The following is a 23,937-nucleotide window of genomic DNA, read 5'->3' on the forward strand; positions in this document are numbered from 1 at the left end:
GGATCTTCACCCCGGAGCGCTTGGAGTCGATCGTGGACGTGGAGCTGGCGACCATGTCGTGGGTGCAGTGGTACAACACCCGTCGACTGCACTCCACCCTCGGGATGGTCCCACCCGCGGAGCACGAGGAGACCTACTGGGCCGGGCACGCTACAATCACCGAGTCACCTGAGAGGGTGGCTCAGCCAATCTAACGGTGGCAACAAAACCGTGACGGTTCATGTAGCCGGTGAAAGTGGTCCACGCGGGGTCCAGCATCTTCTTTAAGTCGTCGGCCTGCGGGCCGGAACCGACCATGGCCAGGCGGGCGTTCGGGACCTGCTTGCGCAACTCGGTCATGATGCCCACCAGCCGGTCAAGGTCTTTTTCCAAACTCATGCGGCCGACATAGACCACCAGTGGGGAATCGGGCTGCCCGCCGGTCATCCGGTCCCGCATCTCTGCCGAATAACGCTGCGGGGTGTACCCGACGGTGTCCACGGCCTTGGGCCACAGCTTGATGTTTCGCATCCCGGAATCGCGGGCCTTCTCCATCATCGGAGCCGAGGTGACCAGGTTGATTTCCGCCTGGTTGTGCAAGTTGCGGATCCACCACGCGGCGGGCTGCCGCAACCAGCCGATCTTCAAAGATTCGGTGTATTCGGGCACGTTGGTGTGGAAGGAAGCAATGAGCGGAATATCGCGCCGGCGCGCAGAGAGCACGCCGTAGGCCGCCAATGCCACCGGGTTGACCGCGTGGACGATGTCCGGCTGGAATTCCTTCATGCGCTCGGCGATGGCAGGGGTGGGCAGGCCGACCGTAATTTCTGGGTAGACGGGTTTGAAGGAGAAACCGCGGACGCGCTGCACCGTGAAACCCGCGTAGGTTTCCGGGGGATCACCGGGAGCGAAAAGTTGCACTTCGTGGCCCATTTCCGCCAATTGATCAAGATGGCGGGTCACACGCGTGACCACACCATCGATCTTCGGCAGAAAGACCTCCGTGAACATGGAGATCTTCATTCTGGCAATGCCTTCGCGTTATCGTTTTCAGCGATGGATGGTGGCACGCCCTCGGACTGGTTCTGCGTCCACAGGGAGCGGGCAGGAATCTTCGACATGTCCGCGCGGTCCGCATACTTGCGGGCCACGTCCTCCACCTCGTGAAGTAGCCCTTCGGCCAGCTTGGTGGGGTTCAGGCCAAGATCCAGGAAGGTCTCGTTGACCACGTGGAGTTCGTTCTCTGCGGATTCCTTGCGTGGGTTGGGGACCATCTCTACGGTGGCGCCGGAGATCTCGGCGATCAGGTTGGCAAGGTCGCGCACGCGGTGGGTCTCGGTCATCTGGTTGAAGATCTTCACGCGATCGCCCTTCGCAGGCGGGTTGTTGATCGCGATCTCAACGCACTTGACCATGTCGCGGATATGGATGAACGCGCGGGTCTGGCCACCGGTGCCGTGCACCGTCAGTGGGTAGTTGACTGCGGACTGCATGAGGAAGCGGTTGAGTACCGTGCCGTAGTCACCGTCGTAATCGAAGCGGTTGATCAGGCGCTCGTCGCGTTCCGTCTGCGGGGTGTGCGTACCCCAGATAATGCCCTGGTGCAGGTCGGTGATGCGCAGTTCGTCGTTCTTCGCGTAGTAGGCGAACAGCGTCTGATCCAGCACCTTGGTCATGTGGTAGATCGACCCCGGGTTGGTGGGGTAGAGGATCTGCTGGTCGATCAGGTGCGGTTCGGTCTGGTTGCCGTCCCCGTCCTCGTCGACCTCAACCTTGATGTCCAGGTAGCCCTCCGGAATCTTCATGCCGGCGGTGCCGTAGCCGTAAACACCCATGGTGCCCAGGTGCACGACGTGGATGTCCAGGCCAGAGTCCACGATGGCGGCCAGCAGGTTATGGGTGGCGTTGGTGTTGTTGTCCACCGTGTAGCGCTTGTTGCGCGAATTCTTCATCGAGTAGGGCGCTGCGCGCTGCTCGGCGAAGTGCACGACGGCATCTGGCTGCCAGGTCTTCAAGAAATCCAGCAGCTCATCGTAGTCTTCTGCAACGTTGAAGTTCTTGAAATCGATCTCCTTGCCGGAGACTTCCTTCCATGCTTCGATGCGTTCCTCGATAGAGCGGATCGGAGTGAGAGATTCGGCACCTAATTCTTTATCGATTGCGCGGCGCGAGAGATTGTCCACGATGGTAATTTCGTGTCCCGCGTCCGACAGGTGTAGAGATGCTGGCCAGCCACAGAAACCGTCGCCACCCAAGATTGCGATCTTCACTCTTAATACTCCAAAACATTTCAGCGGACAAGAAAAATTGCGTCATAAAACTACGCTGTTTATCTACCGTACTCGCTAGACGGAAAGTTTGCCTGCTGGCCAAAGTGAACTTCAGATGACCACTTCAGTAACCACAAGCCCCACGTTGACCGATTTAAGTTCAACTTCGGCGGTGTCGTCGTCAAGCGCGCTCAGCTCCTCGCGGGTAGCGGGAGACAGCGGAATGATCCAGCCCAGCGTGGGGTCAAGTGCGGGGAGCGCTTCTTTGCGTACCGGAATCCAGGTCACGGGGCGGTTCTTGCCACAGGTCATGCGCAGGGGCTCTGTCGTGGATTTTGCGAGGCGGAACGCGCGCGGATCCAGGGTGATGATCACCAAGATTTCCTTGGTATCGGGCGTGATGTGGGCGGTGTGTACCTCGAGGGCATCCACTTCCGTCATCGCAAGTTCTTCAGGGTAGTCGACAAGACGTGGGACGGCATCGGCCCCGAGAAGGTTACGCAGTGAGTCCAAAATACCCATGCCGTTCATCCTAGCGATCGCCCACCGGTACCCTAAAGATATGGATGAGCAGCCTGATCACTCTGATATCTCCGCCGAAGAAGAGTCTTCGTCGACGGCGACGGAGTTCATCGTCCCCATTGGTGGAAGCCATGCACAGCCTCTTGCTCACGGCGCGGAGCCGCCGAACCCACTGGAAAGAGGCAATCGCATCACCGCCAAAGGGTGGAAGCTTGTGGTGCGGCGCACATGGAGCGATTTCTTCCTCGAGGCTTTCATGGACCGTGGCGCAGTACTCACATTTTTCATGCTGCTGACTTTTGCCCCTACCGTCCTTGCCGCCTATTCGGTGGCCACGCTGTTCCTGGCGCAGAATGAGCAGGAAGTCACGCAGCTTACCGACGAACTCATCGCCAACTATGTGCCCGATGAGATCGCCGGAACGATGCGCGACGCCGTCCAAGCGGTTGTGGGATCCACAGCGCAGGGCACCTTCGCTCTGATCTTCTCCATTATCTTTTCGTTGCTGTCCTCTTCGGCCTATGTGCGCGCATTCGCCCGTGGTTCGAACACGGTCTATGGCCGCGTTGAAGGCCGCACCGTTGTACCCACGTGGTTGACGATGTGGGGGCTCACCTTCATCATCGTGATTGGTGGAGTGGCCATGCTGGGCGCGTTCTTGCTGCGCGAATCGATCGTGGTCAACGTGCTCGAGCCTGTCGCCGAGCCGCTGGGGCTCACCGGCGCCGTGGACTATCTGCTGGGCATTTTCCTGCCGATCTGGCAGTGGCTCAGGTTCCCCGTGATCGCGCTTGTTGGCATGATCCTGATCGCCAACCTCTACTATTTCGCCCCGAACGTTCGCCCGCGCAAATTCCGCTGGCTCACTTTCGGCTCCGCCACAGCGCTGATCGTGATCGGTCTGGTGTGGTGGATCTTCGGCCGCTACCTCGCCCTATTTGCGGGCGCGTCCGCCTACGGCGTGCTGGGTACTGTCATCGCCGCCCTGGTCGCGTTGTGGGTGATGAATATTGTGCTCATCGCGGGCGTGAAGCTGGACGCCGAAATTCTGCGCGTCAAGGAACTGCAGCAAGGTTATGATTCCGAGCGCACCATCCAGGCCCCGCCGCGCTCCAGCAAGGCCGCGCTGAAGTATGCCGCCACGCAGCAAAGCCTTGAGGAAGCAGCACGCGACCTCAAGAAGCAGGCGCGTGACGACGATTAACCGGGCCTAGCAGGTATCAAGCTGACGCAGCAGCGCCTCATGCTCAGCGGGTGCCACCCAGAGCCCGTATTTGTGTTTCACCCCGATCTGCGTGCTGGCAAACTCGCAGCGATACGCTTTGTGCGGCGGCAGCCATGTCGCCGCATCGCCGGCACCTTTTTGGCGGTTGAGTTCGGTCAACGTGGGAATGAGGTTGTCTGGGTCGTGGGCGAATTCGCGCCGCTTCTGCTCGTCCCACTGAAACGCCCCGGTGTTCCACGCGTTGGACAGGCTGACCACGTGGTCGATCTCAATGGTGCCGTCCCCACGGTTGAAGTCGACCGTGGTATTCGAGTAGGGGTCATAGATCACGCCCCAGGTCACGGTGCAGCCGTCGTCGTCAAGCGCAAGGTAATCGGCACGCTGCGCCAACACCGCATTGCGCGTATCGCACGCAGTGTCGATGGAGGCCAGCCCCTTGTTATTGGTCCAGGCGTCGCCGAAAGCCTCGCGCGAGTATCCTCCGCTGCCGGCCTTGCCCTTGACTTCGAGCTCATCGAGTTGCTGCCGGGCGACAGTTTCCATGTCGGCGACAGGTTCGCTGGTGCTCGTCGGAACGCTTTCCGACGAAGTCTGTGGCGGCTCTCCTGCAGTAGCAAGCCAGACCAACCCCACAACCGCAACCGTCACCACAAGCGTGGTGAGCGGCAGCCAGATGAACCGCCTCAATGCCATGTTTAGCACTTTAGCGTGGACATTTTCGTCGAGCGCGCGGTGGTAGGGATGTAAGGCTGACAGCCAGTACGGACACAAGCACCAAAGCGCTTGCCGATGACACGACAGCCCACGGAGCCCGCTGCGCATAATCAACAGCACCAGACAGGATCAGACCCCATTCTGGTGTCGGGGGTGAAGCACCCAAACCGAGAAACCCAAGGCTGGCGATTGCCAAAGTAGTACCAGGTAGCCGCAACACCGCGTGGCGCACCAAGGCCGGTAGCACGACGGGAATGACGTGGTGTGTCATCGTGCGTACAGGCCCCGTACCCAGAAGTGGCAGCATGGCTATATACGGCCGTGATTTCGCTTCCTCCACCAAGGCTGCGGTATGAGCGGCGAGTGGCGCCCAGCTGACCAGCGCAACAGCAATGGCTGCTCCATAGAGTGAAGGTCCGGTTAGCGCTGCCATAATTAATCCGGCAATAATCGGTGGGGCAGCGTTGGCCACTTCCATAAAACCAGTTCCAGCTCGCCCAGCCAGTCCGACGAGTAACCCGATGAGCAAACAACTTACTACCACCAACAGTGCGGTGCCGACGGTTCCCAATGCTCCGTGCGCCACACGCCCCAACAAATCGCGCCCAGAAGAGTCGGAGCCAAAGGGTAGCCGCCAACTCGGGGGTTCTAGCCTGCCATGAGACGTTGAGTAAGGATCTCGTCCGATGCCCGCCACGATCATGACTGCCAGCAGTCCGCCGCTGAGAGCGGGCACAATATAGTCACGTCGTCGTCGGTAAGCTGCAGGATTTGGCACTGGGGCAGACTGCAACGCATGGGCCGGCCCCAGAAGCTGTCGGCGGAGCACCTCACAAATCACGCCAACTGTCACCGCCAGAGCTAGGAGAAGCAGCACGCCAGCTTGTAGCGCGGGGATGTCTTGGGCTGCAGCAGCGCCGAGGGTTGCGCGCCCCAAACCCGGGATGGCAAAGACTTGCTCCACCGCTACCGCTCCACCGGTCATGCCCACCACGGTTAAGCCAACCTGGCTGAATACTCCAGGTAAAGCGCGGCGAGTCACCGCGGCCAACAGGCGTGTGCCAGACACACCAACTTGGCGCCACGTATCCACCCACCGCTCTCGGAAGGCATCGGCCAATGCGTCCGAGAGTAGGCGTCCTAAATACCCACCAGCGGGAACGCCGAGAGATAGTGCCGGGAGGACTGCATAACTGAAGTCGCGCCACCCATATGGTGGGAACCATCCCAGCCAGACCGCGCCCACGAGCAGAAAGACGGTAGCAAGTAAAAACTCCGGGAGGGCGGTCAGCGCCACCGCGAGAGCACCCGAACCCCGGGCAGGACACCCACGCACACCACGGTAGATCGTCGGAGCACACAGCAGGACAGCAACGCACAGGCTGATCGACAAGGCGATCGCCATCAAGGTCAGTGACACACCCAAAGCTTGGATCATGCCGGGGCCGACAGGCGCGCCCGACACCCAGGACGTCCCCAAATCCCCACGCAGTATCCCGCCCACCCAGCTGCCAAAGATGGCCACAGGGCCGCGGTCCAAACCTAGCTGCTCGCGAACCGCAGCCAAGTTTTCTTCAGTGACTGGTAACTCTGAGTATCGGGCACGCAAAACCGTATATTCCGGGCTGGATGTTGTTAGCCACGGCAGCAAGCCGATCAGGATGAGCAGCCCAACTATTGCCACAATGCGGGAAACGATGCTGGCCATGCACGTGCCCCTAGTTCTGCAGCGTAGTTTTGTTGGTGATCAGAATGCGCTCACGTGGATCGCGTTCCACCCCCGACACATTCGGTGCTTCGCCCTGAATGACGCGTTCGTGCAGCAACGGAATCGCCGCTGTTCGAGACAGGATTGCAGCCTCGGCCTCCATGATCGCCGCTTGGCGCTCCGGGCCCGGCGCGATGCGGGAGGCTTTGTCAATCAATGAGTCCACGTGCGGATCGCAGAATTGAGAAATGTTAAATGAGCCAGAGCAGGAAAAGTCTGAAGCGAAGTACGCGACCGGGTCGCCGGAGTCCAGTACTGTGGCCCGCGACAAGATGAAGGCATCAAACTGGCCGTCCAAAGCGTCTGCCTCGATGTATTGGTATTCGCGCACATCCTGCTCTACGTCAAAACCTGCCGCTTCTAGCTGCTGCTCCAAACGCACCGCAACCTCAGGTAGTTCAGCGCGGTCAGTAAATGTACCCAATGTAATTGGGGTTCCCGCTACCTGCTCGGGCGAGGCAGGCTCAACTCGGTCCTCCATCTCATCTGTGTACGCCGTGGTGGTGCGTAGCGGGGCGGCCCACGATAAGGCGGGACCCAACAAACCTGCAGCCTCGTCAGCATGGCCTTCATACACATTACCGACGAGTTCGGCGCGGTCGATGGCGGCTTCAGCTGCAGCACGGATGGCAGGGTCCGCGAATGGGCCGGACTCGGTATTCAAATACAAAGTATTGGTGCGGGGCATGGGCACCTCGTAGATTGTGTCCGGGTCCACGCTAGACAATGCGCCCACGGGGATGGCTTCCACCACATGCGCATCACCGGTGCGTAGCGCCGCGGCACGAGCGGTGCCATCGGGGACAAATTGTGCATCGATGCCATCCACCTGTGCCGGTTCGCCCCAGTAGTCCGGGTATTTATCCAATGTTGCCGACGAGGTTCCATCGACGTTCACCAGTTCAAACGGGCCGGTGCCGTGGCCGACTGGATTGACGGTATCAGCAGAGTAGGCGGCTTGCGCCAAGATCGACAGCTGGGGCGATGATAAACGCTGCGGTGTTAATGGGTCAGGTTCACCTGTCTCGACGACTACATCTGTGCCATCAGCTGTAAAAGTAAAATCCACACCGTCCAAGATGCGCGGTTTCGGCGAAGCTTCGTTCGCAAAGGACAAGGAGGCTGCGGCTCGCTCCGCAGTTAGCTCGGTGCCATCGTGGAAGGTGACACCGTCGCGGATGGCAAAGCGCCACGTGGTGTCATTGACCTGTTCCCATTCGGTGGCCAACATTGGCTGTGCGTTTCCTTCTTCATCCAGCTGAACGAGGGTTTCGGCGGTGGCCCAGCGTGAGAGCTTGAACGCATCGTCGGAAAGTGGGGTGAGACCAGACCGTGGCGGCTGCATGTGCGCCACCGAGACACGGTTGCTGCTATTTCCCTCACCGGAATTGCTGGTGGAGAAACAGCCGCTGGCAAAAAGTACCGAGGATAAAACAAGAACAGATCCTAGTTTTCGTAACATCATAATTTCCTTTGCGTCTAGAGAGGTAAGCGGGGAAGGGCCTGAACGAGGGCCGCAGTTTCTTCATGAGAGGGGGCGTTAAGGAGGCCACGCATAGGGCCTTCTTCGACAACGCGGCCGCGGTGTAGCACCACGCCGCGGTCACACAGCGCGACGGCAGCGTCCAGATCGTGCGTGACAAACACGATGGCCACGCCATCTAGGCCGCTTAGGGTGTTCAGTACCTCATTGCGTAGAGGAAGGTCGAGGCCGGACACCGGTTCGTCGGCAAGCAGGAAGCGTGATCCTGTAGCCAACGCGCGGGCGATGGCCACGCGTTGGGCTTGCCCACCGGAGATTTCATGTCTGCGGCGTGAAAGAAACTCTGGGCCCAAATGCACGCTTTCCAGTGCAGACTCCACAAGTTTTCGGTGGTTGCCAGGCTCTTTTAGCTGACGTATTGGGTCGCCAATCAGGCGGCGCACCGGCAGGTGCGGGTCCAGCGAAGAGGCCGGATCCTGTGGAATGTATTGCACTAAGCGTCTGTACGGGCGCATGCTTCGCACCGAACCAGTCGGCACAGTTACTCCGTTCAGTGTGACCGTGCCTGATTGTTGTGCCACCTGGCGTAGCAACACCTTCAACAAGGTGGATTTTCCGGAACCCGAACGGCCAATGACAGCCACGCGTTCGCCAGGACGCACTGCAAAGTCCACGTCATGCAGAACCGGTGTGTCACGGGTATATCCAGCGACAATGCTGCGTGCTTCAAGCCCCCTCATGCACTCACCGCAAGACGCGATCGCGCCTGTGTCATGAGGGCGCGTGTGACATGACTGGAGGGGTGGGCTACCACGTCTGTGAGTCTGCCGGATTCCACAATGCGGCCTGCGTCCAATACGTATAAGCGATCGCAACACGCAGCGGCCAATGCGATGTCATGAGTGATAAAGAGGACCGCAGCATCTGTTACGGCGTTCAAAGCTTCGGTGACAGCCTGTTGATTTACTGGATCGAGGGCGGTCGTAGATTCGTCGGCGATGATCAATTCGGCTCCCGCTAAGAGGCCCATCGCGATGGTGAGGCGTTGCCTTTGCCCGCCTGATAGTTCGGCAGGAAAGCAACTGCTCACAGCATCTGGGTCTTCAAAGCCAAGCTGAAGGAGCGTATCGACGATCGCCTCGTCGGCTGCCCCCGTGTGAGAGAGCTGCTGACCTACCCGGACGATTGGGTTGAGTGCATCGGAAGAATCCTGGTGGATGAGGATCGCGCGCCGGGGTGCTTGCACCCTCCCGGTCAGTGCCATGGAGTGCGGAAGGCGTCTAGTTAGCGCCGCAGCGATGAGGGATTTTCCGGAGCCTGAGCGTCCGATGAGCGCGGTCCGTGTGCCGTGTGGCAAGGCCAGCGAGACATCGTCGACAAGCACGTCACTATCGCCACCAGCTACGGCAATAGTGACGTGTGTGAGAGAGGTGTTGCAGTTTTCCACAAGTGGTAACGGTAGCCGTTTGCAATAGTGTGGTACCCAAGTGGGGGTGGGGAACGTTCATAGAAGGAAGAAATGCCAAGAATGGCGGCGGAATTTTCAGCTTCACTCCATTAAGGATTTTCATTTTGTGATCCACTGGCGGTGCGGGCCTGGTAGAAATTCGACAATGTAAACTGGCTAAACATGATTGACGCTACGGATACCGCCCTTGTGATTGAAGGCGGCGGTATGCGAAATTCTTATACCGCAGCCTGCATCGTTGCACTGATTGAGCATGACGTTCATTTCGGATGGGTTGGAGGAGTATCGGCTGGTGCCTCGCATCTTTCAAGTTTCGTCTCGCACGACGCGAAACGCGCCAAGGACTCCTTCACCACCTTTGCTACCCACCCAGAGTTTGGTGGTTTCCAATCGCTGATCCGTGGCAGCGGTTACTTCAACGCCGAATTTATCTACGAGAATTCGCAGGAGGCGATTCCTTTCGACTGGGAGGCTTTTCAAGCCAACCCGTGCGAGGTGCATATCGACGCCTGCCGTGCGGACACCGGCGACACCGTGTCCTGGACACGCGCTGACATTAAGGAACGCGAAGACATCTTGGCGATGGTGCGGGCCAGCTCAACTCTGCCGCTGATGATGCCGATGCGCTATATCGACGGCGTGCCCTATGTCGACGGCGCTTTGGGCTCCTCCGGCGGCCTGCTGATCGATGCCGCAGAGCGCGCCGGGTATGAGAAGTTCCTGGTCCTTGCTTCGCGCCCGCGCGACTACTGGAAGCCGCAGGTGCGCCGCCCGCAGGCTTTGAGGCGCCTGTACCGCACCTACCCGGCGGTGGCGGAGGCCCAAATCACCAGGCCGGATCGCTATAACAACGCAAAGAAGCGGATCCTCGAGCTGGAGGAGCAGGGCCGCGCGCAGGTCTTCTTCCCGGATGTCATGCCGGTGAACGTGGGCGAGCGGCGCATCGACCGCCTGGAGGCCTCCTACGCGCTAGGGGAAAAGCAAATGGAGCGCGAGTGGCCTGCGTGGGAGGAGTTCCTCTAGTCCGCCACCAGCGGTTCCATGGTCAGCTCTGGGTGTTCGCGCTCGATGAAGGCCAGTTTCCACTTGTCGCCGAACAGGGCGATGAGTTCGCCGTCGGTACGCGTGAAGATCTCCACGCCGCGCTGGCGGCCTAGCTCTTCGGCGGATTCGGCATCGGTGCGGCGCGCAACGGAGTAGGGCACGGGCTCGGTGACCGTTTCCACGTTGTACTCGTTTTCCATGCGGGCTTGCATGACTTCGAACTGCATCGGGCCCACCGCGGCCATGACCGGTGCGGCATCGCCACGCAGGTCGTTGCGCAGGATCTGCACCACGCCCTCGGAATCCAATTGTTCCAGTGCCTTACGGAACTGCTTGTACTTGCCCAGGCTTTTCGCGCGTAGGGTCTGGAAGTATTCGGGCGCGAACTGCGGCATCGGTGGGAACTGTACTTTTCTGCCCGAGTAGATGGTGTCACCCGGCGCCAGCGATCCAGCGTTCACCAAGCCAATGATGTCGCCAGGGTATGCGGTATCCACGGTGTCACGGGTACGCCCGAAGACGGTCAGCGCGTACTTCGTCGAAAAGCTGCGATCCGATTGAGCGTGGGTCACTTGCATGCCGCGGTCAAACTCGCCGGAGACTACGCGCATGAAGGCCAGGGTGTCGCGGTGGGACTTGTCCATGCCGGCCTGCACTTTGAAGACGACGCCGGAGAATTCGTCGTCAAGTTCGCGGAATTCGTCCATGGCGCTTGTCGACGCTTCCACCGCCGCCGGGTCTGAAGCGCGGCCCTCTGGTGCGGGCGCGATCGCGCACAAGGTGTCCAGAATCTGGTGCACGCCGAAGTTCAGCATGGCGGAGGCGAAGATCAGGGGCGAGGTGATGCACTGCTCGAACATCTGCTGGTCATGCACCGCGCCGTCGCCGGCCAGTAGCTCTGCTTCCATGACGGCCGTTTCCCACGCGTCGCCCTCCTTCGACTCGGCCTCGTCGGGGGAGTAGAAGGTCTCGGGCGCGATGGTGGAGCCGCCGGCGGTACGCGTGAAGTGGACGTAGCTGTCCACCTCGCCGTCGTCGTCGACGTGTGCCAACCCGCGGAAGTCGCCGGCTTCGCCGACGGGCCAGTACAGCGGCGTTGGCTGCAGGTCGATTTCGGTGACGATTTCCTCGACCAAGTCCAGAGGCTCGCGCCCGATCCGGTCCCACTTGTTGATTACGGTAATGATCGGCAGGCCGCGCGCTTTACAGACGCGGAAGAGCTTAAGTGTCTGCGGCTCCAAGCCCTTCGCGGCGTCGATCAGCATGACCGCAGCATCGACCGCTGAGAGCACGCGGTAGGTATCTTCCGAGAAGTCCGCGTGACCGGGCGTATCGACGAGGTTGATGACGTAAGGCTCGCCCTCATAGCCTTCCGGCTTGTACTCGAACTGCAGTGCCGATGAAGCGATGGAGATGCCGCGGTCCTTCTCCATCTCCATCCAGTCCGACACGGTTGCTTTGCGGTTGCCTTTGCCGTGTGTCGCGCCGGCCTCCGTGATCACGTGGGCGTGCAGGGCCAACGCCTCGGTCAGGGTGGACTTACCGGCGTCGGGGTGGGCGATGACGGCGAAGGTGCGCCGCCGCGTGGCTTCCGAAAGCGTACTCATAGGGGATAAGACTAGTCGCTATGCTCACGAAACCCCCAGCCGGGCTGCGCTTCTTATATATGATGAGAAGAGACAGTTGCATACGTGTCAACAAAAGGAGTGTTTAATATGGCAACAATCGGTATTTTTGTCGGGTCCATTCGCGAAGGCCGCCTGGGCGAATCCGTTGGGCAGTGGGTGGCGGACGCCGCTGCCAAGCGTTCGGGCGCCGATTACCAGGTATTGGACCTGAAGGAGTTTAACGTGCCGCTTCTCGACGCCGCCGTGGTCCCCGGTGCCGCGAACAAGCAGTACGACGACGAGAATGTCACCCGCTGGTCTCAGGCAGTCGACGAGTGCGACGGTTTCATCTTCGTTACCCCTGAGTACAACCACTCCGTACCTGGTGCAATGAAGAATGCTTTTGACTCGCTGGGTTCTGAGTGGGCAGGCAAGCCGGTCGCTTTCGTCGGTTACGGTTCTGTCGGTGCGGTCCGCGCCGTGGAACACTGGCGTACCATCGTGGCGAACTTCCAGATGGTGGACGTGCGCAACCAGATCGACCTGTCCATGTTTACGGAGTTTGATGGTCAGGGCAACGTCACCCCGAACGATCGCCGCGGCGAGGAGCTAGAAAATATCCTCAACGAGACCGAGCGCCTCGTGGAGCAGCTGAACAAGTAAAGCCTAAAAGGCCCGGCCCCTTCCCAGAGTGCAGGGGGAGGGGGCCGGGCTTTTGTTCTTGTCAGAACTGCTTAGGGATTAGTCGTCCCAGTCATCGTCCCAATCGTCGTTGTCGTCGTCCCAGTCATCCCAGTCGAAGATCTGGTTGATAATGTGGCCAAAGTCTGGGACGGACGAGCCGATGCCGCCGGTGATCGATGCGATCGCCGCCATGATGGAGGCGATAATTGCCTGGATGTTCATTATGTGGGCTCCAATCGAGTGAGTGTTTCGAGTGAGTTCCCCCGGGAAACTTCCCAGGGTCGATTTCTACTTAAACACCACTTTTGAACCTTGGCAATCACTGTGGCGTTTACCTGAAATTCATAAAAGCGCTGGTCAGCCACTATGAGGCCGAAGTGAAAGTTAGGTGAAGGAAATTTAATCTTCAGGGCCGGGAATGGACCTTGTTCTGGGCCTTCGCCAGCCCCTCTTCCACGATGAGGGTGACCGCTTCTGCCGCCAGTGCGATCTGCTGGTCGAACTCGGGGCCGCCGTCGACTGGGCTGAGCACCCATTCAGGTATTGGTTGCCCGGCATCCGGCCGGCCGATCCCGATGCGCACCCGAACATAATCCCGGGTGCCCAGGTGCTCCGTGATCGACTTCAGCCCGTTATGTCCATTCTCGTTGCCGCCTAGCTTCAGGCGAACCTTTCCCGGAGGAAGGTCAAGCTCGTCGTGGATCACGATGATGTGGTCTGGCTCGATCCCCAGAGCACGGGCCACCGGCTCCACGCCTTCCCCGGAATTATTCATAAACGTTGTCGCGGTCGTCAGTACCACCTCGTCGCGAACCGCCACCGTGGCTTTCACCCCGGGGACTGGGCGCAGCGACTCGTCGTCAATCAACTCGTCCAAAGCCATATAACCCACGTTATGCCTGGTCGACGCGTACTTTGCTCCGGGGTTGCCTAAACCGACCACGAGCCATTCGGCCTGCACGCCGTCGAGCGGGCTGTGCGTGGACTGCTTGGCAGTAAAGGTGCGTTTGAGAAATTGGAACACGCCTTGATTCTTCCACATATGCTGGGGCCATGATTCAGCACCTGCCTACCGTCATCGCAGCGCCCATGGCCGGCGGACCGAGCACGCCCGAGCTTGTCAACGCCGTCCAGTTCGGTTTTCTTGCCCTTGGTACTTGTTCTGTGGACGATGCCCGGGACCAGATGCGGCGGACCCGCGGCTCCTACGGGGTGAACCTGTTCTGCCCGCAGCAGGAAACTCCCGACCGCCACGCCGTCCAAGCTATGGCGGACGAACTCGGCGTCGAGGTTCCAGCGGTGGATCTCAGCAACGGCTTCGAGGCGAAGTTTGCCGCTGTCCTGTCAGCTATCGACGAAGGCCACGGCCCTGCTGCGGTATCGACCATGTTCGGTAGCCTCACTGCGGAGCAGATCGACGCGCTTCACGCCCGAGGGGTGGAAGCCTGGGCGACGGTCACTAATCCCACCGACGCGGACACCGCTTCTCGACGAGGCAACGACCGCCTCATCGTCCAAGGCCCCAAAGCGGGCGGGCACCGTGGTACCTGGACGATCCACGATGAACCTGACCCGCGACCACTTCCTGATCTCCTCCAGGCCGTCGCCGCAGTCACTGATCTGCCTCTAGTCGCTGCCGGCGGCGCACGTAGTTCCGCGGACGTCGCCCGGCTTCTCGCAGCTGGGGCATGCAGTGTCTCCTGCGGTTCCGCATTTTTGCTTGCCGACGAAGCGGGCACATCCCTGTTCAACCGTGAGCTCTTGGCGGCGGGTGGATCGTCGATAAGCACCCGTGCTTTCTCCGGACGATATGCGCGCGGCCTGGCCACCGCCTTTACGGACGCCCACCCGAATCTCCCGCCACTCTATCCGCACCTGAACCCGATGCTGAAGGACCGGCGTGAGGAAGTGTCGTATGCATATTGCCTGGTGGGCGAAAATTCGGAGGCACTGATTGCGGGACCGGCCCGCGAGATAGAGCGCAGTTTGCTACCCTCACGATCATGAAACGTCTCGCGTGCGTCGCGGCAGCAGCCGTGATCGTCCTCTCCGCGCCACTACCCGCCTGGGCCCAAGCCGCCCCGGAAGTCACCGTGGAGGACGCGGACGACATGCTCACCCCGGCTGAAGAGCAGCGGCTTTACGACGAGACCGCCAACCAAGGCTTGCCAGGTGAAGTGAGCCACGTCGACTACTTGCTGTTTGGGACGAACGACGAGAACCTGAACGACACCGTCGAAGAGTTCGCGCGCGCCCAGCGTCCTGACCTCATCGCACCGGACGACGACCATTTCGCCGATGGGCGCTTGATCGTCGCAGTGGGCTTCGACCCCCGCATGAACGGCGTGTACTGTGGTGAGGATGTGTGCGAGGCGCTGGACATCAGGGAGGGCGCGCATCTAGATGGCTCGATTGAGGCGGCGAAAGACTATCTGCGCGACGGCCAAACCGCCACCGCCATGCTGGCTAGCGTCCGCCACGCCGGTGACATGGACGCCGCTGCCCGAGACCGTGAAGAGCACGCTGTGTCGGACAGGAACGGCGCGCTCTTCCTGGGAGGTGGCTTAGGAGTTCTGGTCGCTGGCGGAGGCGCCGCGGTGTGGGCGTCGCGGCGGAAGAAGCGCAAGGAACGCATCGAAGAAGCTCGCAGCGACTATGCCTACGTGATGGAGCACTACGCCGACGTGGCGCAGCGCCTCGACGCCATCGACGTGCGCGCGCACTCCCTGACCTCACCTCTGGCCAATTCGAAGATGCGCGCCGAGTGGGCGGACGTACGCGATCGCTTCCTAGAGCTGGACACCACCGTCCAGTCCTTCCGCGGCTTGCAGTCCAGTTCTAACGACGAGACTTTCTACGCGCATTACGACGAGCTGAACACCGCAGAAGAAACGACACTGCAGGTCATCACCGCCGAAAACAATATTGAGACGATGTACAAGGTGGAACACGGCGATGCCGGGGCCCGCCTGCAGATCTTGGACGACTTGAAGAAGGACCTTGTCGACGCCGAGACATCCGTCGATTCCGATTCGCTGCGCCAGCGCGTGAGCGACCACATCACACAAGTCGACGAGCTGCGCCGCGACCTCCAAGCAGAAGATTTCCTGGATCGCTTTATCGTGTTGCTCAGCGATGTTGCCATTGTGCTGGACGCCATCGATGAGCAGGAGTTTAGCGATGTGAAGCGGAAGACTGAGCGCACTGTTCCGCGCCTCTACGACTCCGACTATCGCGTCGGCACCGGCGTGAACAATTATGTGCCGTTCTTCATGCTGTCCAGCTGGCATAGCTCTGATGTTGCGGCCCATGAGGCGGCGCAAACATCGACAAATACGTCGTTTAGCTCGGGTTTCTCCGGCGGTGGCGGTTCGTCGGGGTGGTAATCCCGCTAGGGTAGTAGGCATGAACCTATCTGCCATGGTGGAATTAATTGGGCCAGACAAATATTCCTCTGTTGAGCGCGACCTTCCCCGCCTTGACGACGAAGACGAAGTCACCCACGCCAAGCAGCTTTTGTTCGGGCTAACCCAGTTGGGCAACCTCGAACCTTTCGATGCCGCCCTAGCCACCCTGCAGAACCCCGGCGCACGCTTCATGCGTACCCGCGACCAATGGGCCGACGTCGGCGGCTGGCCGCTCGCCGGCGCAACACCAATCTCGCTCACCAACGCAGCCGGTGCTCCTGAACTGCTGTACTCCGACCGCGACGTCCAAGCAATCGGCGAACGCAAAACACTCTCCGAGTTCAAAGCAGGAAAAGACTCCGGCATCCGCGGAACTCGTAAACGCCTCGCCGCAGCACGCGTTGGGGCGCTACGCCTAGCAACGGACATCCGCGTGACAGACGAGCCAGCGGGAGTAGTCGAGTTTCCCGGGGCGGCCATCGACGCGCTGACCACACCTGCCATTTCAGAATTCCGCGATGAACTCCTCGCACCTGCCGACCGACCTATTGTGTTTCGGGTATCCGTATCCTCACAGCTGAACCGTCGCCAGCTTCTCGCACGCATCATCCGGTGCTTCGCCAGTATCATCCTCCAATTCCCCAACCCATGGCGCAGCCTCAGCGCAGCTGACCAGCAGCGCGTCGACACGCTTATCGACGACGCCTTCGGCGGCCGTTTCCCCGACGCTGTACAGGCCGCGTGGGCTGTACTCCGCGACCGCGATGAACGCGTGCCCAAGACAGGGGAGTCCGTACAATTCGAAGTAGGCCTCTGCGTCTGGATCGTGAAGAAACGCCTGGGCGAGCGCTTTGATCACTTCGACCGACACGTTGAAGTATTCATCGCCGACCCCACATCCGTCGCGCCCGCAGGAGTCCAGTTCCCACGGGTACTGCGCGCAGCCACATTAGTGGAACGTGCACTTTCCAATGAACCTATCGGACTAGACCTTCAACTTCCGGAAGGAAGTGGCTCCCAGATCATGGCCCTAGTTGACGCAGAGCGCTAGTGCGCTGACCAGCAGGCATCAATCCTCGAAGCTGAACGTGAGAAGGGGATCGTCGAAAAGTGAATCATCGAAAGTCCCAGCCTCGCCGAAGTTGCGCGCCCAATTCAGCTCGAAGATAGACGGATCTACCCGATCGTAGTTGCGCACCGGCAGGCCACGCCGATGGGAGGTAAAGACAACATCGTCGGGGAAGATGAAGTGCAGATCCTCGCCCCGCTGAATGATCTTGATGATCCCGTGCGTGACCATCATGTGGCAAGAACTGCACAAGCCTAGAAGATTCTCCGCGTCAGTCTTTCCGCCTTCTTCAAACGGCACTATGTGATGGAACTCCATATAGCGTTGGTGGTCGCAGCCAGGGATGATGCACGTGTGGTTCTGCGTCGCCAGAATTGCCTTAGCCAGTGCATCCGAAATTAAACGACGAGAACGGCCATAGTGGACAATCACGCCCTTCTCATCAGTCATGAGCAAGCGCATCGCAGCATTGTTGACAAGGGCAGCCACCTCGGAGGATTGCGCGCCGGGCTGGTACGGCAACACTGCGTGACCATCGGAAGACACCACCACGTTGACCTGGGCGGCTGGGGCGCGCGTGGTTGAGGTCGGGTTGCTGCGCACGATGTTCAGCATCCCGCGGAGGGAAGACAGCATCATCTTCGCTGGTGGCGTACCAAAGTGGGACAGGGAATAACCATTTGCGTCCATGATTTTATCGAATTCTTCGTCGACCTCCTCCTCACTCATCCCGGCCACATCCTGGTAAAAAGCGACTTCTCCAAGCTTGATGGCAGCAAGCAAGGAGGCTCCATCATCGGGCAGGAGCAGGCCAGAAACTTCTACCCAGCCATCCTCGCGAACGCGGACAGAGAAGTGATCTTCCGGCTGCTCCTCGCCGTCAGAACGGCCATGCCCCGCTAATGCCTGGGTCAACTCCGTGCACGTGAGCTCAAGCGCGAGTTTCAGCAGCTCTTCCTCGTTTTCTTCGGTAAGGAAACGAACCAAAATCCTAACTTTCGAATAGCCGATGTCTCCTGCGTGAAAAGCTGCGCTGACCATGCCGAAGTCGAGCAGCCGGCAGGCAACCGTGACGTATTCTTGGGCAGTCTTAACCGCCATACCTAGCTCTCGGCTCAAGTAATGCGCTGTATTGCGTGCGCCATGGCGTAGCGCGAGATCGCGCAAGTGAAACTCTGCGATGAAGGAAAGCAGCGTTGCGTGCGCTGTGCTGAAACTGCGGTGTGCGTGGGCGAGCTCCTGGGTGAGCTCTGAATCAGAAACGTGGTGGAGCGCGTGTGGATGATCGATTGCGGTAGTCATTGTTCCCCCTGGTAGCAGGCATGTTTTGATGCTTTGACTGCACTATACAAAAGGGGTCGGACATCGCCTGTGTGTTCGGGGTGTGAGGCGGTGAACTTTAATAGGTTTACTGCTCTTGGTTCATCTGTTCGATAGGTTTTAGGGTGCCTGCAATGCAGGCGTCCTGCGGTTTTGTGTCTAGGATTTGCAGGCTATGCGCATCAAACGTCGCTTTGTGATCTTGCACACTTGTCGCGACAAGTCGACGGAAGGGGCGCAGATCCGCCTGCATTGCAGGCGTCCTGCGGGTTTAGCGGGCAGTGCTTAACGACGAAAACCCGTCCCCGACTGTAAAGCCGGGGACGGGTGATCGTCGATAAGTGACTAAAGCCAGCGTGGTGGTTCCGGAGCGTCAGCGTTAACGCCCTGGCCGCCGCGGCCCGAAGCCCAACGGGCTAGGCCGGCAAGCGAACCACGAACCTCAGTGGTTGGGGTTCCAGACACTTCGATGCGCTCGTCGGTGTCGGTGTTGATCATGACGATTCCCTCGCCAAGATCGCCGCCACGCCACTTGCCGGCAATCTCCGGCACAAGGGTAGACAGGATCACGGGCGGGATGTCATTGAAACCGGCGTTGACGTGCAGGTCAACAGCGTGGATCCACACCTCGCGGGTACGCATCCACAAGGTCTCAGAGGCTGGGACGGTGCGCCCCTGAGCTGTTTTTACTTCGGCTTCCCAAGCGTGCTCCGAGGCGTCGCGCCAGGCCACATCCAGGCGAACCAGGGTGTGGTCGTGCAGGTTGCGGATCGCGTCAGGACGCAGGGTTGCGCCGAACTCGATTTCCTTGCCGCGGGCGTCAGGGGAGGAGTACATCGGGTTCTCCACCCCGGTCTCAGCCCAGTCCATCAGGTTGCACAGTGCGCGAGCGTTATACGCGACGTGTGCAGCCAGGTGGGACACGTCCCATCCGTCGAGGAGAGTGTCGCGGCCAAAATCGGCGTTGTCAATGAGCGCCAACTGGCCCGAGTAGTGGGCGGTGCCACGGCGGGTCAGCGCAAGGCGCTCCTCAATGGGCAGGTCGTGGAAGGATTGTGTCATTACTCGAACACCGTCTTGTTTGCCACGTAGCCTAGGCCGTCGATCTCGACCTTTACGGTCTGGCCGTCGCCGATGTAACGCTTTGGATCGCGAGCGTGGCCCACGCCACCTGGGGTGCCGGTGACGATGACGTCGCCAGCATCCAGTGGGTAGATGTGAGAGATGTACTCGATCAGTGCCTCAGGGCCGAAGACCAAGTCATCGGTTGGGGTGGTCTGCATCTTCTCACCCTCGAGGTAGGTCGCCAGCTCGCCACCGAAGGTGTAGTCGTCCTTGGTGGTCATCCATGGGCCGAAGCCTGCAGACTTCTCGAAGGACTTGCCCTGGTGCCACTGTAGGGTGCGGTACTGGTAGTCACGCATGGTGTAGTCGTTCATCACTGCGTAGCCAGCGATGTAATCCTGCGCATCAGCAGCCTTCACGCGACGAGCGCGCTTGCCGATGATCACAGCCAGCTCACCTTCCCAGTCCAGCTCGCTGTTTGCGTACTCAGGAACCAGAACATCGTCGAATGGGCCGGTCAGAGCATCTGGGTACTTCACGAACAGGGTAGGGAACTCAGGCAGGTTGCGGCCCATCTCCTTGATGTGGTTGGCGTAGTTCAGGCCAACACACACAATCTTGTTCGGAGCAGGAACAACAGCGTCAAGGTCGGTCTGAGCGAACTCGACGGTCTCGCCGGAAGCGTCCTTAGCGATCTGCTCCCAGTTCTCCTCCTTGAGGAGCTCACCGACGTTTGCAAAGTCGTTGATCTTCACTGCAGTGGTCTCGGACTCGAGACGAGCTGCAAAATTGCCTTCGTTAGAACGGATTGTTGCTAGACGCATATTTTAGATTCCTTCCGGAGTGTAGGTACGTGCGAGATCGAGCTTCTCGAAGATTGGATGGTCAGAGAAGTTGAACAGGTCAGCGCCATCGTCGCCGGCCTCGATGTGCCACTTCTTCCACGATGGAACGTTGAAGACGTCACCGTGCTGCAGATCGAACTTCTCATCACCAACATACGCGGTTGCGGAGCCTTCGAACAGCTGGAAGACGCGGTTACCAACCTCATGGACCGGAACGGTCGAAGCGTTCGGGCGCAGGCGGTGGAATTCAGCGCGGATCGTGGCCATGACATCGCCACCGGTGGTTGGGTTGGTGTAGCGCACCGCAGCGTGGCCAGGGGAGACAACGCCAGGGAAGCCTTCGTCCTCAAGCTGGAGCTGCTGGTTCAGCGCTGCGTCGGTGTGCTCCCAGGCAAAGCGGCCGATCGGGGAGGAAACAGTCTTGCCAGGGAATGCGACAGGGCGCAGGCCTGGGTGTGCCCACAGGCGCTCACCGCGCGAGTAGTCAGGGGTGCCCTCGTCGGTAAGCTTTTCCGTGCCGTACTCGAAGAAGCCAGTGTCCATGGTGTGGGCGAATGGGATGTCCAAGCCGTCCAGCCATGCCATCGGCTCAGTTGCGATGTTGTGGTGGCCGTGGAAAGCCCAGCCTGGGGTGATCAGGAAGTCGCCGCGCTTCATTGGCACAGCGTCACCGTTGACCACGGTCCAGACGCCCTCGCCCTCGATGACGAAGCGGAACGCGTTCTGGGAGTGACGGTGCTCTGGAGCATTCTCGCCCGGTGCCAGGTACTGGATAGCAGCCCACAGGGTCGGGGAGACGTAGGTATTGCCGTCCAGCGCTGGGTTCGCCAAGCCGATTGCGCGACGCTCGCCGCCACGGCCGACCGGAACCAGCTCGCCGGAGCGCTGAGCTTCCTTATAAAGAGCTTCCCAGTCCCAGTGGTAAGCAATGGTCTTTGGCTCTGGGGTGTTCGGCATGAGGCCACCGATCTGACGCCACAGTGGCTTCAGGTGCAGCTCATCCATGCGCTTGTACATTGCGTCCAGTTCAGCCTGCTCTTCGGGGGTTGGTTCCGGAGCGGTGAACTCGACGTGTTCCTGTGAGTAATCAGTATCACTCATCGTGTTACCTCCTGTTTTCAGTGACGGTTTCGTCGTCAGGTTGTGATTCCGAACATAGGCGGATATGGAACGTGATTCAAAGCCTTTCCGCTATGTGGAATTATTCGGCGGGGGTAGTGGTGGCTACCCCCAATTAGTGCATATTTGGTGGGCGAAACTTCGCTAATCGACGATTCAGGTCCCGCACGTGCTTCACTAGCATGTCGGCGCACTGGCGGTGCACATTCCGAAACCGGGTTGTCGGGATGGACATAGTGATCGCGCCGAGCGTATCTCCCAGCTCATTGCGTAAAACCGCGCCAACGGCGGACACGTCATGTTCGTATAAACCGTGATTCAAGGCGAAGCCACGGGTGCGGGTGCGGTGCAAAGTCCTGCGTAGATCCTCAAATTCCTCGTCCGGCATGGTTGGGTACAGGGCGCGCAATTCGCCGGGTGACAGCTCGGCCAAGATTGCCAGGCCGCCGGAATTTTCGTCGGCAGGCATCACCTGTCCGCGGCGCGTGCCGACGCGCACCAGCTGCGAACCCTCCGCGGAGTAAAGGAAATGGGTCTTATTTCCGGCAAGGACCTGCAAGTTGCAGGTTTCGCCGGACTCGGCGGCGAGCGCGGTGAGGTGGTCGGCGGTTGCTTCGATCAGCTCCGAGCCCATGCCTGGCACCAGGCTTGTCGACGAGATGGCGGGGCCGGGAAGATAGGTGCGTGATTCTGAGCGGGTGGCAAACCCGCGGTAGACCAGCATCGCCATCGAGCGATGCACTGTTGACGGCGCTGTCCCCAGGGTCTCGGCTGCCCCCGAAATGGTGAGGCTTCCGCTGTCTCTCAACATCAGAATCAGATTCAGCGCTAGGTCTACAGACTGCAGATACTCGCGTGGGGGTGGTCCTTGGGTGGGTCCTTGTACGATCATGGTCATTCCTTCCGCTATGTGGAATAATTTTGATTGTAACTGCGATCACGTCGATCATGTAGCTATGGCTTCACTCTCTGCTTCTCCAGGTTCCTCCACTCCGGAGCAACCTGAGATTCACGACTATGCATCGGAATCTGATAGATTCACCATCCTCGGGATCTCCGGCCGCCGTCTTGCCGCCGTCCTGATCGGGTGGTTCTTCGTCGTTTTCGACGGCTATGACCTGATTGTGTACGGAACCGTGCAGGAATCCCTCATGCAGGAATGGGGGATCAGCGCAGCAGAAGCAGGCACCGTCGGCTCTGCTGCGTTCGCCGGCATGGTGATCGGCGCCGTGCTCATCGGACGTATTTCGGACCAGATCGGGCGTAAATTCGCCGTGATCGGTTCGGTCATCGTGCTGTCCGTCTTCACGATTGCCTGTGCATTCGCGCCCGGTCCCGTCATCTTCGCCCTGTTCCGCCTGTGCGCCGGCATCGGCTTGGGCGGGCTGGTGCCTTCTGTCAACGCGATGACATCCGACCTCGTTCCGCCGAACAAGATGTCGGCCTGGTCCACCGTGATGATGTCTGGTGTTCCGCTCGGCGGCTCGATCGCTGCGGTCCTGGCCCAGTTCATCGTGCCGTTCGACCCGCACTGGGGCTGGCGCACGATGTTCCTGATCGCCTTCGTGCCGCTGGTAGTCGGACTGCCAATTGCGCTGAAGGTGATCCCGTCCGACCGAGCGATTGCCGCGGACTACGACGCGCACCACCAGGGTGAAGAAGCCTCCGATGAGAAGCCGGGCTTTGGCGCTATCCTGGGTGCCACCTACCGCACTGTGACGATCTGGTTCGCTATTGCCACCTTCATGACGCTGCTGGCCTGGTACGGCTTGGGCACCTGGTTGCCGAAGCTGATGACCGAGGACGGATACGACTTCGGCGCAGCCTTGAACTTCACCCTTGCCCTCAACTTGGGCGCGATCATTGGCTCCGTCGTCACGGCGTGGGCCGGCGACAAGTTCGGCCCAGTTCTCTCCGGTTCGGTCGCGGCTGGTGTGGCAGGTATCGCACTGATCATCCTGGTCACTGGCCCACCGATCTGGGCTGTGTACCTAATCTTGGTGCTGGCTGGCGTCGGCACGCACGGAACCCAGATCTTGATCATCGCTGCAGTCACCCAGTTCTACCCGCACCACCTGCGTGGTACGGCGCTGGGTTGGGCGTTGGGTGTTGGCCGTCTCGGCGCGGTGGTCGCACCACAGATGGCAGGCTTGCTGCTGTCCTGGGGCCTGGGTGTCAACTCCAACTACCTCATGTTCGCTATTGCGGCGCTGCTGTCTGCAACCTCGTTGTTCATCCTGGCGGGCGTTCGTCGCCGCCAGGTGGGGCCCGCACAGCAGGAGACCGCGACGATCATTTCACATACCGAACCACAGTAAAGTGGCTCACAATTCCATACACTAAGTATC

General features: G+C 60.0%; 24 protein-coding genes. 8 read left to right on the forward strand and 16 right to left on the reverse strand.

What is annotated here, in order from left to right:
- Positions 1–194: integrase core domain-containing protein (locus B097_RS0104410; protein WP_026254303.1), on the forward strand; the 194-nt coding region annotated here is incomplete at its 5' end.
- Here B097_RS0104410 and B097_RS12490 read toward each other — a convergent pair.
- The 3 genes from B097_RS12490 to B097_RS0104425 form a co-directional block, all read right to left on the reverse strand.
- Positions 157–1,002, reverse strand: coding sequence for a glycosyltransferase (locus B097_RS12490; protein WP_018581332.1), 846 nt, complete (start codon positions 1,000–1,002; stop codon positions 157–159). The two genes, B097_RS0104410 and B097_RS12490, sit on opposite strands and share 38 nt — an antisense overlap.
- Positions 999–2,249 (reverse strand): NAD-dependent epimerase/dehydratase family protein, encoded by a 1,251-nt coding sequence (locus tag B097_RS0104420; protein ID WP_018581333.1) that lies wholly within the window; start codon positions 2,247–2,249, stop codon positions 999–1,001. The genes B097_RS12490 and B097_RS0104420 overlap by 4 nt, the downstream gene beginning before the upstream one ends.
- Before the next feature lie 111 nt (positions 2,250–2,360).
- Positions 2,361–2,771, reverse strand: a complete 411-nt coding sequence (locus B097_RS0104425) for a hypothetical protein (protein WP_018581334.1) — start codon at positions 2,769–2,771, stop codon at positions 2,361–2,363.
- Between the two features lie 40 nt (positions 2,772–2,811).
- On the opposite strand from B097_RS0104425, the gene B097_RS0104430 reads away from it, so the two are divergent.
- Positions 2,812–3,975 (forward strand): YihY/virulence factor BrkB family protein, encoded by a 1,164-nt coding sequence (locus B097_RS0104430; protein WP_048403093.1) that lies wholly within the window; start codon positions 2,812–2,814, stop codon positions 3,973–3,975.
- 6 nt (positions 3,976–3,981) lie between these two features.
- Here B097_RS0104430 and B097_RS0104435 read toward each other — a convergent pair whose 3' ends face one another.
- The 5 genes from B097_RS0104435 to B097_RS12495 form a co-directional block, all read right to left on the reverse strand.
- On the reverse strand, positions 3,982–4,689 hold the full coding sequence (locus B097_RS0104435) for an HNH endonuclease family protein (RefSeq protein WP_018581336.1): 708 nt from the start codon (positions 4,687–4,689) through the stop codon (positions 3,982–3,984).
- A 10-nt stretch (positions 4,690–4,699) separates the two neighbouring features.
- Complete coding sequence (locus B097_RS0104440) at positions 4,700–6,418, reverse strand: ABC transporter permease subunit (RefSeq protein ID WP_018581337.1); 1,719 nt, start codon at positions 6,416–6,418, stop codon at positions 4,700–4,702.
- 10 nt (positions 6,419–6,428) lie between these two features.
- The gene (locus B097_RS0104445) at positions 6,429–7,823 is read right to left on the reverse strand and encodes an ABC transporter substrate-binding protein (RefSeq protein ID WP_018581338.1); all 1,395 of its coding nucleotides are present in this window, start codon (positions 7,821–7,823) and stop codon (positions 6,429–6,431) included.
- Positions 7,824–7,957: 134 nt separating this feature from the next.
- Positions 7,958–8,701: an ABC transporter ATP-binding protein gene (locus B097_RS0104450; protein ID WP_018581339.1), complete on the reverse strand. Its 744-nt coding sequence runs from the start codon at positions 8,699–8,701 to the stop codon at positions 7,958–7,960.
- Positions 8,698–9,408, reverse strand: coding sequence for an ATP-binding cassette domain-containing protein (locus B097_RS12495; RefSeq protein ID WP_040429376.1), 711 nt, complete (start codon positions 9,406–9,408; stop codon positions 8,698–8,700). Before B097_RS12495 ends, B097_RS0104450 begins: the two co-directional genes overlap by 4 nt.
- Positions 9,409–9,591: 183 nt before the next feature.
- Here B097_RS12495 and B097_RS0104460 point away from each other — a divergent pair, with 183 nt between their 5' ends.
- The gene (locus tag B097_RS0104460) at positions 9,592–10,452 is read left to right on the forward strand and encodes a patatin-like phospholipase family protein (RefSeq protein ID WP_018581341.1); all 861 of its coding nucleotides are present in this window, start codon (positions 9,592–9,594) and stop codon (positions 10,450–10,452) included.
- On the opposite strand, the gene B097_RS0104465 is transcribed toward B097_RS0104460, so the two are convergent.
- Positions 10,449–12,080, reverse strand: coding sequence for a peptide chain release factor 3 (locus tag B097_RS0104465; RefSeq protein ID WP_018581342.1), 1,632 nt, complete (start codon positions 12,078–12,080; stop codon positions 10,449–10,451). The genes B097_RS0104460 and B097_RS0104465 overlap by 4 nt on opposite strands.
- Positions 12,081–12,188: 108 nt before the next feature.
- Between B097_RS0104465 and B097_RS0104470 the strand changes: the two genes are divergently transcribed.
- Positions 12,189–12,743: an NADPH-dependent FMN reductase gene (locus B097_RS0104470; protein WP_018581343.1), complete on the forward strand. Its 555-nt coding sequence runs from the start codon at positions 12,189–12,191 to the stop codon at positions 12,741–12,743.
- A gap of 78 nt (positions 12,744–12,821) precedes the next feature.
- Here B097_RS0104470 and B097_RS13560 read toward each other — a convergent pair whose 3' ends face one another.
- Entirely contained in the window at positions 12,822–12,986 is a 165-nt protein-coding gene (locus tag B097_RS13560; protein WP_018581344.1) for a hypothetical protein, read from the reverse strand.
- Between the two features lie 184 nt (positions 12,987–13,170).
- Positions 13,171–13,806 carry an aminoacyl-tRNA hydrolase gene (gene pth / locus B097_RS0104480; protein WP_018581345.1) on the reverse strand — a complete coding sequence of 212 codons (636 nt, stop codon included), beginning with the start codon at positions 13,804–13,806 and terminating at the stop codon, positions 13,171–13,173.
- Between the two features lie 11 nt (positions 13,807–13,817).
- Between pth and B097_RS0104485 the strand changes: the two genes are divergently transcribed.
- From B097_RS0104485 to B097_RS0104495, 3 genes are read left to right on the forward strand one after another with little or no spacing between them, the layout of a single operon-like run.
- Positions 13,818–14,771 carry a nitronate monooxygenase gene (locus B097_RS0104485; protein WP_018581346.1) on the forward strand — a complete coding sequence of 318 codons (954 nt, stop codon included), beginning with the start codon at positions 13,818–13,820 and terminating at the stop codon, positions 14,769–14,771.
- On the forward strand, positions 14,768–16,150 hold the full coding sequence (locus tag B097_RS0104490) for a DUF5129 domain-containing protein (RefSeq protein WP_018581347.1): 1,383 nt from the start codon (positions 14,768–14,770) through the stop codon (positions 16,148–16,150). The genes B097_RS0104485 and B097_RS0104490 overlap by 4 nt, the downstream gene beginning before the upstream one ends.
- 19 nt (positions 16,151–16,169) lie before the next feature.
- Complete coding sequence (locus tag B097_RS0104495; RefSeq protein ID WP_018581348.1) at positions 16,170–17,222, forward strand: hypothetical protein; 1,053 nt, start codon at positions 16,170–16,172, stop codon at positions 17,220–17,222.
- Positions 17,223–17,240: 18 nt separating this feature from the next.
- Here B097_RS0104495 and B097_RS12500 read toward each other — a convergent pair whose 3' ends face one another.
- The 5 genes from B097_RS12500 to B097_RS0104525 all read right to left on the reverse strand — a co-directional run bounded on the left by B097_RS12500 (position 17,241) and on the right by B097_RS0104525 (position 22,481).
- Complete coding sequence (locus tag B097_RS12500) at positions 17,241–18,542, reverse strand: HNH endonuclease (RefSeq protein WP_051078014.1); 1,302 nt, start codon at positions 18,540–18,542, stop codon at positions 17,241–17,243.
- Between the two features lie 363 nt (positions 18,543–18,905).
- Positions 18,906–19,622: a maleylpyruvate isomerase family mycothiol-dependent enzyme gene (locus B097_RS0104510; protein ID WP_018581350.1), complete on the reverse strand. Its 717-nt coding sequence runs from the start codon at positions 19,620–19,622 to the stop codon at positions 18,906–18,908.
- On the reverse strand, positions 19,622–20,449 hold the full coding sequence (locus tag B097_RS0104515) for a fumarylacetoacetate hydrolase family protein (protein WP_018581351.1): 828 nt from the start codon (positions 20,447–20,449) through the stop codon (positions 19,622–19,624). The genes B097_RS0104510 and B097_RS0104515 overlap by 1 nt, the downstream gene beginning before the upstream one ends.
- Before the next feature lie 3 nt (positions 20,450–20,452).
- Positions 20,453–21,571: a cupin domain-containing protein gene (locus B097_RS0104520; protein WP_018581352.1), complete on the reverse strand. Its 1,119-nt coding sequence runs from the start codon at positions 21,569–21,571 to the stop codon at positions 20,453–20,455.
- Positions 21,572–21,704: 133 nt separating this feature from the next.
- Entirely contained in the window at positions 21,705–22,481 is a 777-nt protein-coding gene (locus tag B097_RS0104525; protein WP_018581353.1) for an IclR family transcriptional regulator, read from the reverse strand.
- A 64-nt stretch (positions 22,482–22,545) separates the two neighbouring features.
- Here B097_RS0104525 and B097_RS0104530 point away from each other — a divergent pair, with 64 nt between their 5' ends.
- Complete coding sequence (locus B097_RS0104530) at positions 22,546–23,907, forward strand: MFS transporter (RefSeq protein WP_018581354.1); 1,362 nt, start codon at positions 22,546–22,548, stop codon at positions 23,905–23,907.
- The last annotated feature ends 30 nt before the right edge of the window (positions 23,908–23,937 follow it).

Origin of the sequence: Corynebacterium pilosum DSM 20521 = CIP 103422, assembly GCF_000373805.1 — a bacterium.
GTDB classification, from domain to species: Bacteria; Actinomycetota; Actinomycetes; order Mycobacteriales; family Mycobacteriaceae; genus Corynebacterium; species Corynebacterium pilosum.

Bases quoted from the DNA above. Each gene is read 5' to 3' on its own strand.
- B097_RS12490 (WP_018581332.1), bottom strand. From the start codon at position 1,002: ATGAAGATCTCCATGTTCACGGAGGTCTTTCTGCCGAAGATCGATGGT.
- B097_RS0104425 (WP_018581334.1), bottom strand. From the start codon at position 2,771: ATGGGTATTTTGGACTCACTGCGTAACCTTCTCGGGGCCGATGCCGTC.
- B097_RS0104430 (WP_048403093.1), top strand. From the start codon at position 2,812: ATGGATGAGCAGCCTGATCACTCTGATATCTCCGCCGAAGAAGAGTCT.
- B097_RS0104435 (WP_018581336.1), bottom strand. From the start codon at position 4,689: ATGGCATTGAGGCGGTTCATCTGGCTGCCGCTCACCACGCTTGTGGTG.
- B097_RS0104440 (WP_018581337.1), bottom strand. From the start codon at position 6,418: ATGGCCAGCATCGTTTCCCGCATTGTGGCAATAGTTGGGCTGCTCATC.
- B097_RS0104445 (WP_018581338.1), bottom strand. From the start codon at position 7,823: ATGCAGCCGCCACGGTCTGGTCTCACCCCACTTTCCGACGATGCGTTC.
- B097_RS0104450 (WP_018581339.1), bottom strand. From the start codon at position 8,701: ATGAGGGGGCTTGAAGCACGCAGCATTGTCGCTGGATATACCCGTGAC.
- B097_RS0104460 (WP_018581341.1), top strand. From the start codon at position 9,592: ATGATTGACGCTACGGATACCGCCCTTGTGATTGAAGGCGGCGGTATG.
- B097_RS0104465 (WP_018581342.1), bottom strand. From the start codon at position 12,080: ATGAGTACGCTTTCGGAAGCCACGCGGCGGCGCACCTTCGCCGTCATC.
- B097_RS0104470 (WP_018581343.1), top strand. From the start codon at position 12,189: ATGGCAACAATCGGTATTTTTGTCGGGTCCATTCGCGAAGGCCGCCTG.
- B097_RS13560 (WP_018581344.1), bottom strand. From the start codon at position 12,986: ATGAACATCCAGGCAATTATCGCCTCCATCATGGCGGCGATCGCATCG.
- pth (WP_018581345.1), bottom strand. From the start codon at position 13,806: ATGTGGAAGAATCAAGGCGTGTTCCAATTTCTCAAACGCACCTTTACT.
- B097_RS0104485 (WP_018581346.1), top strand. From the start codon at position 13,818: ATGATTCAGCACCTGCCTACCGTCATCGCAGCGCCCATGGCCGGCGGA.
- B097_RS0104490 (WP_018581347.1), top strand. From the start codon at position 14,768: ATGAAACGTCTCGCGTGCGTCGCGGCAGCAGCCGTGATCGTCCTCTCC.
- B097_RS0104495 (WP_018581348.1), top strand. From the start codon at position 16,170: ATGAACCTATCTGCCATGGTGGAATTAATTGGGCCAGACAAATATTCC.
- B097_RS12500 (WP_051078014.1), bottom strand. From the start codon at position 18,542: ATGACTACCGCAATCGATCATCCACACGCGCTCCACCACGTTTCTGAT.
- B097_RS0104510 (WP_018581350.1), bottom strand. From the start codon at position 19,622: ATGACACAATCCTTCCACGACCTGCCCATTGAGGAGCGCCTTGCGCTG.
- B097_RS0104515 (WP_018581351.1), bottom strand. From the start codon at position 20,449: ATGCGTCTAGCAACAATCCGTTCTAACGAAGGCAATTTTGCAGCTCGT.
- B097_RS0104520 (WP_018581352.1), bottom strand. From the start codon at position 21,571: ATGAGTGATACTGATTACTCACAGGAACACGTCGAGTTCACCGCTCCG.
- B097_RS0104525 (WP_018581353.1), bottom strand. From the start codon at position 22,481: ATGATCGTACAAGGACCCACCCAAGGACCACCCCCACGCGAGTATCTG.
- B097_RS0104530 (WP_018581354.1), top strand. From the start codon at position 22,546: ATGGCTTCACTCTCTGCTTCTCCAGGTTCCTCCACTCCGGAGCAACCT.